The sequence below is a fragment of the Halovibrio sp. HP20-59 genome (assembly GCF_033052795.2).
Lineage (GTDB): Bacteria > Pseudomonadota > Gammaproteobacteria > Pseudomonadales > Halomonadaceae > Vreelandella.
Genome location: NZ_JAWJUW020000006.1, coordinates 46,240 through 58,654, shown reverse-complemented (window position 1 = coordinate 58,654; position 12,415 = coordinate 46,240). Strand labels below are relative to the sequence as shown.

The window sequence follows — 12,415 nt, the reverse complement described above, 5'->3', positions numbered from 1 at the left end:
CTTTTGATCTGGGTCATTCTTTGAAAATCCTGAACGCTTATCCTAAAACACAACATATAGTATTTATTTTAATAAATGTGTACATATATAGGTGAATTAGGTGAAAGACTCCACCAGTGTTCAGGTAGCAAAGCATCATATTGACGTCGCCTCAACGGTCAACGAGTACCTCCAACGCGCCGACTGGCGTGTTCATGCCAATGCCAACCAGGGCTACTCATTGGGTGGTTTGATACTCAATGTATCGGGCAAGTTGATCGCTAATTACTGGCTCGATGAAATTTATCCACACGCCGTGGGGGAAGCCCATCGAGAAGGTGATTTGCATATTCACGACCTGGATATGCTGTGCGGCTATTGCGCCGGCTGGTCGCTGCGTACTTTGCTGCATGAAGGATTCAATGGGGTGCCGGGGCGCGCCGAAAGCCATCCACCCCGCCACCTTTCCAGTGCCCTGGGGCAAATGGTCAACTTTCTCGGCACCCTGCAGAACGAGTGGGCCGGGGCACAAGCCTTCAGTTCTTTCGATACCTATCTGGCACCCTACGTGCGTAAGGATGGCCTTTCATACGCCCAGGTAAAGCAGGCGATACAGGAGTTTATTTACAATCTCAACGTGCCGTCGCGCTGGGGTAGTCAGACACCTTTCACCAACTTGACCTTCGACTGGGTCTGCCCCAACGACTTGCGCCAGCAGGTGCCGGTTATCGGCGGCGAGGAGCAGCCGTTCAGCTACGGTGAGCTGCAGGTTGAAATGGACCTAATCAACCGGGCCTATTTGGAAGTCATGGAGGCCGGGGATCGCCACGGGCGTGTGTTCACCTTCCCTATACCCACTTATAACATCACTCATGATTTCGACTGGGAAAGCGACAACGCCGAGCGGCTCTTCGCACTGACCGCCAAGTACGGCCTGCCCTACTTTCAGAACTTTCTAAATTCGGATCTGGAACCTCACATGGTGCGTTCCATGTGCTGCCGCCTGCAGCTTGATTTGAGTGAACTGCTCAAACGCGGCAACGGTCTGTTCGGTAGCGCGGAGCAAACCGGATCGCTGGGGGTAGTAACGATCAATTGCGCCCGGCTGGGCTACCGCTTCGCCGGCGACCGGGCCGGGCTGCTCAGCGAGCTGGATCGCCTAATGTCGCTCGGGCGCGATAGCCTCGAACTCAAGCGCGAGCGCATTCAGCAACTGATAGATCAGGGGCTCTACCCCTTTACCCAGCGTTATCTGGGCACGCTGCGCAATCATTTCTCCACCCTAGGAGTGAATGGGCTCAACGAAATGGTGCGCAACTTTACTGGAGATCGCTGCGATATCGCCGATTCAGAGGGGCTACAGCTGGCGCTTGATCTGCTTGACCACGTCCGCGAGCGAATGCGCGAATTTCAAGAACAGACCGGCCATATGTACAACCTCGAAGCCACACCGGCGGAAGGCACGACTCACCGTTTTGCGCGGGAGGATCTGGCCCGTTTTCCTGCCATTCTCCAGGCTGGCACACCCGAGGCGCCCTATTACACCAATTCCAGTCAATTGCCGGTAGGCCATACCGATGATCCCTTTGAGGCACTTAGCCACCAGGATCCCTTACAGACGCGCTATACCGGCGGCACGGTACTGCACCTCTATATGCGCGAACGGATTACCTCGGCCTCGGCCTGCCGCAAGCTTGTAAAAACGGCACTTTCTCACTTTCGCTTACCCTACCTCACAGTGACGCCGACCTTTTCGATCTGCCCGGTACATGGCTACCTGTCCGGTGAACACGAGTTCTGCCCCAAGTGCGATGAAGTACTCTGGGCGCAAACGGCGAACGCAACCTACATCGCCACTGCATGAGGCTATTGCCTCAGTTTTATCAACACATAAAAGGAGCACACAAATGCAAACCACTCAATATGCTAACTTGCCCACTGAACAGCGCCAGCGCTGCGAAGTCTGGACCCGCGTCATGGGTTACCACCGGCCAGTGAGCCAGTTCAATATCGGCAAGCGTGCCGAACACCAGGAACGCCGCCATTTTGCCGAAGGCGCCGCCTCTCAGTAGCTGACATTCCCTTCTTTTTCACCACGGCTGGGTGCCCGGCAATAGGCACCCAGCAGGGTTATCACTATGTCGCTTATAACGACCCTTGACGATGCCAGCAATGAAACTGCCACGGTTCGGCTGCCTATTGCCGGCCTTGTCCCCATAACGACCCTGGACTATCCCGATCATCTGGCGTGCGTTGTCTTTTTACAAGGCTGCCCGCTACTGTGCGGCTACTGCCACAATCCCACCATGATCGCGCCGCGACGAGGCGAGCTTCATGAGTGGCAGGCGGTGCTGGAATTCCTGGCCACTCGCCAAGGCCTGCTGGAAGCCGTGGTTTTCAGCGGTGGAGAGCCAACCCTGAATACCGGTTTGCCAGCGGCGATTAAGCAAGTAAAAGCCATGGGCTTTAAGGTAGGGCTGCATACCGCCGGCGTTTATCCTGAACGCCTAACGCGGCTACTGCCGGACCTTGACTGGGTGGGATTGGATGTTAAAGGGCGTGGAAAAGCATTTGACCGTATCTGTGGCCGCCCCGGCATGTGGCAGCTGCATGCCCGCAGTTTGGGGGCCATAATTGAAAGCGGGGTCAGCTTCGAGTGCCGCACCACCATCCACTGGCAAGATTTTCAGCTTGGCGACGTGGAACGCCTGGCGCTAACCCTTGCCGACTGCGGTGTACGCCACTACGCGCTACAGCTGGCTCGCAGCGAGCAATGTCTTGACCCCACCTACTCTCAGCGAGTTGCCGATATTCCATCTACAGTTCAGATGAGCGCACTGATCAACCGTTTGAAACCGCACTTTGAGCAGCTTGAGCTAAGACACTAACGCTGTCTTTCTTGACCCAGCTTAGCATTAGTACACCTATGTTCTTATTGCAACTTACTGAACATTCATACAACATGTTTGTTTTATAGATTGGCTACTATCGGAGCACAGCGCACTCCATGCATCTCACCCGATTCACCGATTATTCAATACGCGTATTGATCTTTCTTGCCGTAAAAGGAGAAGAACGCTCTACCATCAATGAGATCGCAGAGACCTTTGATATCTCCCGCAATCATTTGATGAAAGTCGTTCAAGAGCTTAGTCAGAAGAACTACGTTACTGCTATCCGAGGTAAGAATGGCGGCTTACTGCTCACACGTGACCCTGCGACTATCGTGCTGGGCCAGCTTGTGCGCGAAATGGAACATGGCATGGAGTTAGTCGAGTGCTTTCATAGCGACAATAGCTGCATTATCACACCCTCATGTCGGCTACGGCCCATCTTAAACGAAGCATTGACAGCGTTCCTGGCGGTACTTGACCGTTATACCCTGGCAGATGTGTTGACCAACCGTTACCCGCAGCTGGCGGGATTAATGCGTATACCCACCGTCAACACCTGACGATCACTAGAAACAAGCCTATCGATGTCAGACAGGAAAGCCCTCCCTAGCTGCACTACAATAAATGCATTATAGATACACTTTAAGCTCACTATTAATGATCTCCACTTTGTCCAATGAGGTTGTCTATGGCTATCACTCCTCCATCCATGCCCTCCGTTGCTCAATCTGAGGCGTCACTAACTACAGACGCACCTAATAGCTTTAAGAAATGTCGCGGGCGCGGCGTAGCTATCATTGTGTATATGCTCTTTCTGGGTAGCGTGTTGGCTGTCGTGACTGCTCCCATCGGGGCGCTCATCGCCCATATGAAAAAAAACGACGCCGAGGAATGGGTCGCTTCCCATCTGCAGTTTCAGATTCGAACGTTCTGGCTAGGGCTATTAGGCGGGGTACTGTTCACTGCTATTTGGCATCTAATGGGCTGGATCGGGCTACCCGCAGTAGCCCCCTGGGCACTAGGCTATCTCTATTTTACTGCCTGCTTGATCTGGATGGTGGGCCGTTGCGGGGTAGGCATTACCCATCTCACCAACAACCGCCCGATAGCCAACCCGCGAAGCCTTGCCTTTGGCGGTACACGGGTCACCCTGGCTGATCGCTAATGAGCGTTTGAATACCTCAATGGTTTTAATACGCCTGCATCCGGACGGATGCAAGCGCCATCTATTATTCGTTCAGCCATCCTGACCGTCGACTCTCGCCTGCATCAACGGCCAGGTGTAGTGCATTAAGAATATTGCGTAGGCCACGCACCAGAAAATGATGCTCAGCGTGTAGATCCAGTGGGTGATCTGGGGAAATAACGCCAAAACGGGTGAGCGCACTAAGGCGGCTATTAGCATTAAGCCTAGCGCCACACCAATACCTGGCAAAGTGCGTATGGGGCGGCCCGTATGACCTAGTGAAACTCTGGCCATCATGGCCAGCATCATGGTGCCCATGCCCCCGATGGTGAGGGCGTGCACGGCAAGTTCAACGCGCATCAGCCCCATGAGTGCCAAGACCCACATGATAAGCCCTAGCGGAATACAGGCGTAGCTGCCGTGCAGCCCCCAAAGTAAAGGTTCGCGCCAGCTATGCAGCCCACCCCAGCGCGCCATGCGAACAATATTGGCCAACGCCGCTAAGAGCATCACTCCCCCCATTAATACAGCAGGAATGGCAACCCCCAGCATGATGACCAGCTGCAGCACGACAACGCCAGCCGTACTTACCAGCGTTACTCCTTCGAGTAAAGGAATAGGGTCAGGTTTGGTTCGTCCCAAACGGTTGGCGGTAAACATGGCAATCACCCGCCCGCCAACGACGGTCATCATCAGTGTGATTAACAGCACGGCTAAGTAGGCAGCTTGGCGAATTAACTCGGCGTCACCCTGTATCACTCCTAAGTGCATCGCTAGGTTAGCAACGGCAAACAGCAACAGCACGGGTATAAAGATCAAGTTGCGCCAACGCTTTGCGGTAATGACCAGACGCGCCATAACAATGGCGACCACTGGCAGAAATGCAAGGTCAACCGCCAGCAGCAGCCATCCTGGCAAATCCATGGGAAAAGCCATCAGCACCCTACCCAATAACCATAATACCACCAGGCCCAGTAAAGGCCCGCCATTTAAACTCGGCAACCCGGTCCAGTTACGCACAGCGGTAAGCAAAAACCCCCCCACCACCGCCGCGGCAAAGCCAAACAGCATTTCATGCTGATGCCAGAACACCAAACCACCATACGGGCGCAGCAGAATATTGCCATGCCAAAAGGCTAACCAAACCAGGAGAGAGGCGATACTGAACAGCGCGGCCAACAGGAAAAAAGGCCGAAAAGCCAGACGCAACAACGGTAGTTGCTTGAGCTTAGAGGCCGGTTGGGAGGAGGTGATCGTCGACATAGCTTAATACCCCACTGATTTACTTGGATATGCATTGTGCGTCAGGCCAACAACAAAAACCATGACAAGCATCAATAATGCATCTTTACGCTTTAAGTAAGCTAGACTCTGAATAATGACAGGTGTCTTTGCAACCCAGCCACCGGCTTCAGGCTGGAAATCGAGCCCGATGCTGAAAAAAGTATGTGCGTTTACATGCCTTAATTTAATTCTGATTGGTGAGGTAAACTATGCCTATTCTGCCCTTTAAGAACTGCTCCACAACCGTCGTTTGTCTGCTTCTGCCTTTATGCTTCGCTGCCACTCAAGCGGCGGCAAACGAAAACTATGACCTCACTTTTGAAGGTGACGGCACCTTCTTGATTCCACATCAAGGCAACAGCGTTCACGCGGCTATCGTCGACATTCATGCCAACGAAGTAGTGGCCAAGCAGTCGGACACTATTTCAGGTACCGGCGAACCCGCTTTCACCTTTCAATTCTCTGAGATATTCGAAGAAGGCAAACTCTACGATCTGCACTACTGGATCGATTCCAATTTCGGTGAAGGCAGCGTAGGAAGTTGCGACCCTATCGATATTGACCACCAATGGCGTATTGCCTTCACTAATATCAGCGACAATATCACTGAAGTGACACAGCTCGTCCCTGAAGAACAGGCGCCCGTTTGCGCCACATTTGAATAACTGCCGTTTGCTTAGCCAATCCTGGAGAAAAGCATATGACTCATTGATGCCTACTCGCGTTTATGCAGCAGCCATAAATCCATTTCTATACCGAAACCTGCTTCGTGGTTGGCATTTATAATCTTCAGGCGTTAAGATGCATGTGCAATGAATCTTAACGCCTGAGGTATTATTCGTGCTAACACATGAGCAGGAAAAACTGATCAACGCGACAGCTCCCGTCGTGGCCGAACACCTGAATGCGATTACCCAGCGATTCTATCCGCTGATGTTTACCCGTTACCCAGAGGTCAAGCCGCTCTTTAATGAGGTTCACCAGCAAAGCGGTGGTCAGCCCCGTGCCCTGGCCAACGCCGTGTTGGCCTATGTCCAACTACGCAACAATCCTGCTCAAGCGCGCGCCACGCTGGATGTTGTGGTCAGTAAACACGTCTCGTTAGGCATTCTTCCCGAGCAGTACCCTATTGTCGGTGAATGCTTGCTGGCGGCGATTGGCGAAGTGCTGGGTGAGGCCGTCACCCCGGAAATCGCCGATGCCTGGGGCGCTCTATATAACGAGCTTGCCGCCCTGTTAATCGACCTCGAAGACCAGCGCTATCGTGAGTTTGAGCAGCGCCCGGGGGGATGGCGCGGCACACGCCGTTTCAAGATTGCCAGTACCCAGCAGGAAAGTGCTTTAATTCGCTCTTTTATCCTTGAGCCCGAGGATGGAGGTCGTGTGGCTGACCATGAGCCAGGTCAGTATATCGGTGTGCGTCTAACCATTAATGGCGAACCGGTTTATCGGCATTACAGCCTCTCAGACACACCCAATGGCCGAAGCTATCGAATCTCGATCAAACGCGAAGAACAGGGGCAAGTCAGCCGCCATTTCCATGATGTGCTAAAACCAGGCGACACCGTGGAATTGTTACCGCCGGCAGGTGACCTAACGTTAATTGAGGGTGACGAACCTCTGCTGCTTGCCAGCGGCGGCGTTGGGCAAACGCCCCTGCTTCCCATGGCACGCCACGCCTTGTCCCTTGGGCGGCAAGTCATCTATCTACACGCAGCCCTGGATGCCAAACACCAGGCCTTTAAAGGCGAACTAGAAGCACTGAAGAGCGAGTATCCTCAACGTCTTAAGGCTATCCGTATTCATGAGCGCGGCAACGAAGCCGAACATATTGGTCGTATCGACCGCGGCTTATTAGCTCACTACTTGCCTGACCTTAAGTCGCGCTGCTACTTCGTCGGCCCCCAAGGGTTTATGACGGCGATTAATAGCGCTTTGTCTGAACTGGGTGTCGACGAAGATCGCCGACACTTTGAGCACTTTGGTCCCTCACGCCCCCTCGACGCAGCTTAATAATGGGCGGCCTCGGGATATCCCCGGGGCCGCTTGTGAACAGTTCAGAAGCCTGGATCATTCTTTACGTACTAAACGCTCCAGCCCCAACAACAGTTCACCCAAATGCCCTTGTGCAAGGCCTTCCTCGCAACCGTCAAGCAGATTCTTGAGCGTCAACCCCAGCTCTGTATCCCCTTCAATGATTAAGCGACGCTGGAAAAACAGGCTGTCGGGATCCTCACGGCGCGTGGCAAGGCACAAAAATTCACGCCAACCACCACGAATGGTTGCCTCGCCTTTCTCGCGACATAATATCAAGCGCTGCGATTCAAGCGTCAGGCTTAGCGTCACACCTAAATCGGCGATGGCGAGACTAATGCGCCGACCTTCCACCGCGTCGAACTCACCCTCTGCGAGCGGCACCGCAAAGGTACGGTTGAGCAGGGGCTCCACGAGACGTCGCTTGATGGCAAAAGGAACCCGTGGATCAAGCGTACGAATCACCTGATGAGCGGTAACAGGTGGAGAAATTGAAAAAGCGGGCAAGGAAAAAGACGAGGGCAGCAACGACATAACACATACTCCGTGGTAAGAGACATCATCCAGGCGACTGATGCTAAGCGTTGCTATGGCGAATAGTGCTGACATGCATCAAGGAAGACTAAATATTGCGTCGGCATTAAGATGCATATAAAATATTCTTTAGTATAATGATGCTGGCAATTAACCAGCGCCTTCGACCGTTAGTATGTGAGGAGAACCATGATGAAATCATTGTCTGCTGTCCTTATCCTTGCGGGCACTGCCTTGGCATTTGCAGCCGCTGCTCAGGCGGAAGCCGATGGCGAGGCGGTTTATAACCAGGCCTGTATGGCCTGTCACATGACAGGGGCTGCTGGTGCACCTATCAAGGGCAATGCCGAAGCGTGGGAACCCCGTATCGAAAAAGGCATCGAGACGCTTTATGAGCACTCGCTCAATGGGTTCAACGCGATGCCCCCGAAAGGCGGAAGCATGAATCTTAGCGACGAAGAAGTGAAAGCGGCCGTTGATTTTATGGTTCAAGCCGTCGAATAAAACCAGGCGCCGTACAGAAAGTGTATGTCGATATGCCGGGGATGCTATTACCCCGGCATAACGCTCACAGTGTGGAGGGTTAATGCGTCGCGACTTGCCCAATCCCGGATGGGGGCCATTATCGGCGTTACCCGGCAATCCCTTGATGTGGGTGTTGATTCTCAGCGAAATGCTGGTTTTCACCGCGTTCTTTGCGCTTTACGCGGCTCAACGTGCCCTTGACCCCGCCCTTTTCAATGCTTCACAACAGCAACTCGATCCGGTGCTGGGTGGCATCAACACACTGGTGCTGTTAACCAGCGGACTCTGCGTTGCCTTTGCCGTGGAGGCGATAAGCGCCGAGCGACTTCGGCGCAGCCGACAGTGGCTAGGTGCCGCCATGCTGCTAGGCTTGGTATTTTGCGCCATTAAGAGCATTGAGTACGCCGACAAGTTTGCTGCCGGGCTAACGCCGGAAACCAACGCCTTTTTTGGCTTTTACTACGGTTTAACCGCCTTTCATTTTGCTCACGTCGTGTTCGGATTGATCTTGCTGGGCTTAGTGAGCTGGCGTACCTCCACCGAAAATGTAGAAACGGCGGCGGCCTTCTGGCATATGGTGGACTTGATATGGATCCTGCTTTATCCACTGATTTACCTGCTGAGGTAATTTTGTGAGGAAACAATGACGGCACTGCCCGGTACACGACGCTTACTGATCACTTGGGCCTTATTAATGGCACTGACCGTGGTTTCCATGGTGTCAGCTCGGCTGGATCAGACCACCGACTGGCAGGCGCTTCCCCTATGGTCAGCCGCCCTGGTACTGATGGCGACCGGTTTCAAAGCCCACCGTGTGCTAATGGTCTATTTAAACTTGCGCGCCGCTACCTTAGTCTGGAAGGGAATTTTCATTACCCTGACGCTGTTAACGCTAACGCTGATCGCCGCAGGCTATCTGGTCGGCCGCTTTCACATAACATGATAGCCCGAGTAGTTTTCAGCGCAGCGTGGAATCAGAGCCCGAAGCCCCCGAAGACCGATGCGCTGTATTGGCCCAGGCCTCAAGCAGCCGGCCCAGACGCATCAGGCCGTAAACGATAAAGGGGACTAACAGCATCAGCGCCACTCCCCAATCACGGTTATTGATAAGCCACACCAGCGGCACGACTATTCCTAAAGCGACTAAAGACCACAGACTAATCGCCACTACGAGGCGCAAGCGCAACATAGATAACCTCCTTAGGAAGCAATAATCTGGCGGTAGATACTTGGCAGCGCCAAGGAGAGATGCTCCGGACGCTGGACAATGGCATAACCACCCCGCCCGAACAGGTGAGGAATATAGCGCCCCGCCTCCCGGTCAATCGTTACCCCGAACACGCGCACTTCTTCTCGTCGCGCTTCAAGTACCGCTTTGCGTGTATCCTCGATACCATAACGCCCTTCATAATAGTCGGTGTCATTAGGTTTGCCGTCGGTCAATAGCAATAGCAACCGGTGCCGATTGGGCCGTTTGGCAAGTGCTTGGGAAAGGTGCCGAATAGCGGGCCCCATACGCGTGTAGTGGCCTGGTTTGAGCGCTGCGATCCGCCGTGACACCCGCTCGCCCATTGGCTCATCGAAACTTTTCAGCGTATTGACCCAAACACGGTGACGACGGTGCGAGGTAAAGCTGTGAATGGCATAGTCATCGCCGCAACCCGCAAGGCCGTGGCCCAATACCAGCAGCGCCTCTTTGGCCACATCCAGCACCCGCCGGTCTTCCAGCCAAGCCTCAGTGGAAAGTGATACATCGACCAGGATTGAAACCGCCAAATCCCTTGCCTGGGTGCGGCTAGCTTGGTAAAGACGATCGCTGGCTTCCCCGGTAGCCGCTAGATCACAGCGGGAGCGAATCACGGCGTCCATATCCAGCTCGCTGCCATCCAGCTGTCCACGTAGCGTCTCACGACGCGGCCTAAGTGCTTCAAACTCGCGCCGGACTCGGCGAATGCGCCGTTTTGTCGTTTCGTCCGGCTGCCAGTTCTCCCCCTCCTCGCTCTGGACATCGCTGAGTACCACACAGTGGTCAGGCATATAGATTTGCTTACGATGGTTCCATTCTGGATAGGTATGGCGCCCACGCAGCCTTCCCCCACTCACCTCATCGGGTGCCAGATCAAGATCAAGTTTTAGCTTGGAAGCCGCCTTCTTACGGTTAGCACTGAGCACAATTTCATCAATCTGATCGGCCGCCTGTTTGGCCTCATCATCGTCTTCATCCTCTACATGACGATTGAGATTGACCATTTCGGCCCAGGAAAGCATCTTTTCGGATGCATTGAGCATTAAAGAGTCATCGCGGTCGGCCTGATCCTGCTCGCGCCGGTCAGCCTTACGCTTACCGTGGTAATCTTCCGGCGAATCCTTGCCCGCGACCGGTGCCTCATCATCTTCCTGCTCGGTTCGTGCTTGTTTATTAGTCCCCAGGGCTACGGCTTGCCCCCATAGCGGCACCGGAAGTGGCGGCCGGTATCCACGCGGCGCATGGAAGTTGTCCAAAGGAAGGGAGTCATCGAGGATGGCGATATGCATCACTTCGGCCCAGCCTGCCTCGGGCGGCGTTTCTCCCAACTGGGCACAGAGAACGGATTCAAGCGCTGCTTCCATCGGCGGCAAGCGCTTGCGATGGGGGCGAATGACCAGCAATGCCTGACATAACCTGGCGTGGCGCTGAGCGAGCCCAGGGAAGTGGGCCAACACTGCCCGAGTCGCCCGGTTTACCTCACGCAGCTGGAGAAGGTCTTGCTGCAGCGGATCTTCGACGACGTGCACATGCCGGGTCACCGCCAGGTACGCTACCAGCCAAAGGTAGAGATCCCGGTTCAAGGAGGCCTCGGCGAACAGGGCGATGCGTGGCGGTAGCAACAGGCTTTCTTCGTCACGGCGTGCTTGATCGAGCACCTCCTCATCAAGCCCAAGCCTTTGACGTAAGGATAAGCGATGCGACGAACTACGCCCCGCAATAGCAGCAACATCGATACCCGCCTCGCCGCCCCCGGCGCGGAAAAAGACGCCGAGCATGGGCCGCAGCGTTTCAAGGCGCACTGCGGCTTCGGGATGGTCAGGGTAGCTTGCCGCACTGGAAGCCCAGCGGTGCCAATGGCGGCCTACAAACTCTTCGACTTCAAGAAAATCAAGCATGCAGTGCCCTCACCCAAAGGTTGCTTGAATGGCTTCCATCAGCCCTTCCTGAACATCTGCGTCATCGCTCAGCGGCTCCACTAAGGTAGCGCGGGCAGCTTCCAGTATGGGCACCCCAGCGGCAATTAGGGTAGCGCAGTAAACCAATAGACGAGTAGAAACGCCCTCTTCTAAATCCTGCCCCTTCATGGCCCGCAGGCTGGCGGCAAGATTGACCAGCGCGGCGCACTGCTCACCGGGTAAACCACTCTCCCGCGCGACAATATCGCGCTCGACTTTGGGTGGTGGAAAATCAAATGACATGGCCAGGAAGCGCTGGCGGGTGCTCGGTTTAAGCGATTTGAGAATATGCTGGTAGCCAGGGTTATAAGACACTACCAGCATGAAGTCATCCGGCGCTTCGAGCAGTTCCCCGGTACGTTCCAACGGCAGTAGTCGGCGGTCATCGGTGAGCGGGTGAAGTACCACGGTGACATCTTTACGTGCCTCCACCACCTCATCGAGATAGCAGATCCCCCCTTCGCGCACTGCTCGAGTAAGCGGGCCATCGACCCAGCGGGTCTCACCGCCCTGCAATAGATAGCGGCCTGTAAGGTCGGCTGAAGTCAGATCGTCGTGACATGAAATTGTGAATAGCGGACGGCCCAGCTTCGCGGCCATATGGCTAACAAAACGTGTTTTACCACACCCGGTAGGGCCTTTAAGTAACAGCGGCAAACGTTGACGAAAGGCGTGCTCAAACATAGCGCATTCGTTGCCGACATTCTCGTAGAAAGGTATTTCACGCTCATCGATAGGATTAGCGACAGAAGAAAGAGGCATGGGAAGACTCCAT

General features: G+C 54.4%; 15 protein-coding genes. 10 read left to right on the top strand and 5 right to left on the bottom strand.

What is annotated here, in order from left to right:
- Positions 1–100: 100 nt before the first annotated feature.
- The 5 genes from RZA33_RS08840 (at position 101) to RZA33_RS08820 (ending at position 4,038) form a co-directional block, all read left to right on the top strand.
- Positions 101–1,843 carry a ribonucleoside triphosphate reductase gene (locus RZA33_RS08840; RefSeq protein ID WP_317507490.1) on the top strand — a complete coding sequence of 581 codons (1,743 nt, stop codon included), beginning with the start codon at positions 101–103 and terminating at the stop codon, positions 1,841–1,843.
- A gap of 43 nt (positions 1,844–1,886) precedes the next feature.
- The gene (nrdD, locus tag RZA33_RS08835) at positions 1,887–2,051 is read left to right on the top strand and encodes an anaerobic ribonucleoside-triphosphate reductase (protein ID WP_317507489.1); all 165 of its coding nucleotides are present in this window, start codon (positions 1,887–1,889) and stop codon (positions 2,049–2,051) included.
- A 66-nt stretch (positions 2,052–2,117) separates the two neighbouring features.
- Positions 2,118–2,867, top strand: a complete 750-nt coding sequence (locus RZA33_RS08830; protein WP_317507488.1) for an anaerobic ribonucleoside-triphosphate reductase activating protein — start codon at positions 2,118–2,120, stop codon at positions 2,865–2,867.
- A 119-nt stretch (positions 2,868–2,986) separates the two neighbouring features.
- Positions 2,987–3,433, top strand: a complete 447-nt coding sequence (locus RZA33_RS08825; protein ID WP_180091637.1) for an Rrf2 family transcriptional regulator — start codon at positions 2,987–2,989, stop codon at positions 3,431–3,433.
- Between the two features lie 128 nt (positions 3,434–3,561).
- Entirely contained in the window at positions 3,562–4,038 is a 477-nt protein-coding gene (locus tag RZA33_RS08820) for a hypothetical protein (protein WP_317507487.1), read from the top strand.
- Positions 4,039–4,110: 72 nt separating this feature from the next.
- On the opposite strand, the gene RZA33_RS08815 is transcribed toward RZA33_RS08820, so the two are convergent.
- Entirely contained in the window at positions 4,111–5,322 is a 1,212-nt protein-coding gene (locus RZA33_RS08815) for an NnrS family protein (RefSeq protein WP_317507486.1), read from the bottom strand.
- A gap of 230 nt (positions 5,323–5,552) precedes the next feature.
- On the opposite strand from RZA33_RS08815, the gene RZA33_RS08810 reads away from it, so the two are divergent.
- Together RZA33_RS08810 and hmpA are read left to right on the top strand one after the other, a co-directional pair.
- Entirely contained in the window at positions 5,553–6,008 is a 456-nt protein-coding gene (locus tag RZA33_RS08810; protein WP_317507485.1) for a hypothetical protein, read from the top strand.
- Positions 6,009–6,183: 175 nt separating this feature from the next.
- Entirely contained in the window at positions 6,184–7,356 is a 1,173-nt protein-coding gene (hmpA, locus tag RZA33_RS08805; RefSeq protein WP_317507484.1) for an NO-inducible flavohemoprotein, read from the top strand.
- Between the two features lie 57 nt (positions 7,357–7,413).
- Here hmpA and ubiT read toward each other — a convergent pair whose 3' ends face one another.
- A complete protein-coding gene (ubiT, locus tag RZA33_RS08800) occupies positions 7,414–7,911 on the bottom strand; it encodes a ubiquinone anaerobic biosynthesis accessory factor UbiT (RefSeq protein WP_317507483.1) in 498 nt (165 codons plus the stop codon).
- A gap of 189 nt (positions 7,912–8,100) precedes the next feature.
- Here ubiT and RZA33_RS08795 point away from each other — a divergent pair, with 189 nt between their 5' ends.
- The 3 genes from RZA33_RS08795 to RZA33_RS08785 all read left to right on the top strand — a co-directional run bounded on the left by RZA33_RS08795 (position 8,101) and on the right by RZA33_RS08785 (position 9,379).
- Positions 8,101–8,415 (top strand): c-type cytochrome, encoded by a 315-nt coding sequence (locus RZA33_RS08795; RefSeq protein ID WP_317507482.1) that lies wholly within the window; start codon positions 8,101–8,103, stop codon positions 8,413–8,415.
- Between the two features lie 82 nt (positions 8,416–8,497).
- Positions 8,498–9,064 carry a cytochrome c oxidase subunit 3 family protein gene (locus RZA33_RS08790; protein WP_317507481.1) on the top strand — a complete coding sequence of 189 codons (567 nt, stop codon included), beginning with the start codon at positions 8,498–8,500 and terminating at the stop codon, positions 9,062–9,064.
- Between the two features lie 15 nt (positions 9,065–9,079).
- On the top strand, positions 9,080–9,379 hold the full coding sequence (locus tag RZA33_RS08785) for a hypothetical protein (RefSeq protein ID WP_317507480.1): 300 nt from the start codon (positions 9,080–9,082) through the stop codon (positions 9,377–9,379).
- A gap of 15 nt (positions 9,380–9,394) precedes the next feature.
- Here RZA33_RS08785 and RZA33_RS08780 read toward each other — a convergent pair whose 3' ends face one another.
- Genes RZA33_RS08780 through RZA33_RS08770 form a run of 3 tightly spaced genes read right to left on the bottom strand, consistent with a single transcriptional unit; the run spans position 9,395 to position 12,402 of the window.
- Positions 9,395–9,625, bottom strand: coding sequence for a hypothetical protein (locus RZA33_RS08780; RefSeq protein WP_317507479.1), 231 nt, complete (start codon positions 9,623–9,625; stop codon positions 9,395–9,397).
- A gap of 11 nt (positions 9,626–9,636) precedes the next feature.
- Positions 9,637–11,580, bottom strand: coding sequence for a nitric oxide reductase activation protein NorD (locus RZA33_RS08775; RefSeq protein WP_317507478.1), 1,944 nt, complete (start codon positions 11,578–11,580; stop codon positions 9,637–9,639).
- 9 nt (positions 11,581–11,589) lie between these two features.
- A complete protein-coding gene (locus RZA33_RS08770; RefSeq protein ID WP_009286643.1) occupies positions 11,590–12,402 on the bottom strand; it encodes a CbbQ/NirQ/NorQ/GpvN family protein in 813 nt (270 codons plus the stop codon).
- Positions 12,403–12,415 lie beyond the last annotated feature (13 nt).

What these genes read in the sequence shown, in the direction of transcription:
- nrdD (WP_317507489.1), top strand. Translation starts at nt 1,887, where the DNA reads ATGCAAACCACTCAATATGCTAACTTGCCCACTGAACAGCGCCAGCGC.
- RZA33_RS08830 (WP_317507488.1), top strand. Translation starts at nt 2,118, where the DNA reads ATGTCGCTTATAACGACCCTTGACGATGCCAGCAATGAAACTGCCACG.
- RZA33_RS08825 (WP_180091637.1), top strand. Translation starts at nt 2,987, where the DNA reads ATGCATCTCACCCGATTCACCGATTATTCAATACGCGTATTGATCTTT.
- RZA33_RS08820 (WP_317507487.1), top strand. Translation starts at nt 3,562, where the DNA reads ATGGCTATCACTCCTCCATCCATGCCCTCCGTTGCTCAATCTGAGGCG.
- RZA33_RS08815 (WP_317507486.1), bottom strand. Translation starts at nt 5,322, where the DNA reads ATGTCGACGATCACCTCCTCCCAACCGGCCTCTAAGCTCAAGCAACTA.
- RZA33_RS08810 (WP_317507485.1), top strand. Translation starts at nt 5,553, where the DNA reads ATGCCTATTCTGCCCTTTAAGAACTGCTCCACAACCGTCGTTTGTCTG.
- ubiT (WP_317507483.1), bottom strand. Translation starts at nt 7,911, where the DNA reads ATGTCGTTGCTGCCCTCGTCTTTTTCCTTGCCCGCTTTTTCAATTTCT.
- RZA33_RS08795 (WP_317507482.1), top strand. Translation starts at nt 8,101, where the DNA reads ATGATGAAATCATTGTCTGCTGTCCTTATCCTTGCGGGCACTGCCTTG.
- RZA33_RS08790 (WP_317507481.1), top strand. Translation starts at nt 8,498, where the DNA reads ATGCGTCGCGACTTGCCCAATCCCGGATGGGGGCCATTATCGGCGTTA.
- RZA33_RS08785 (WP_317507480.1), top strand. Translation starts at nt 9,080, where the DNA reads ATGACGGCACTGCCCGGTACACGACGCTTACTGATCACTTGGGCCTTA.
- RZA33_RS08780 (WP_317507479.1), bottom strand. Translation starts at nt 9,625, where the DNA reads ATGTTGCGCTTGCGCCTCGTAGTGGCGATTAGTCTGTGGTCTTTAGTC.
- RZA33_RS08775 (WP_317507478.1), bottom strand. Translation starts at nt 11,580, where the DNA reads ATGCTTGATTTTCTTGAAGTCGAAGAGTTTGTAGGCCGCCATTGGCAC.
- RZA33_RS08770 (WP_009286643.1), bottom strand. Translation starts at nt 12,402, where the DNA reads ATGCCTCTTTCTTCTGTCGCTAATCCTATCGATGAGCGTGAAATACCT.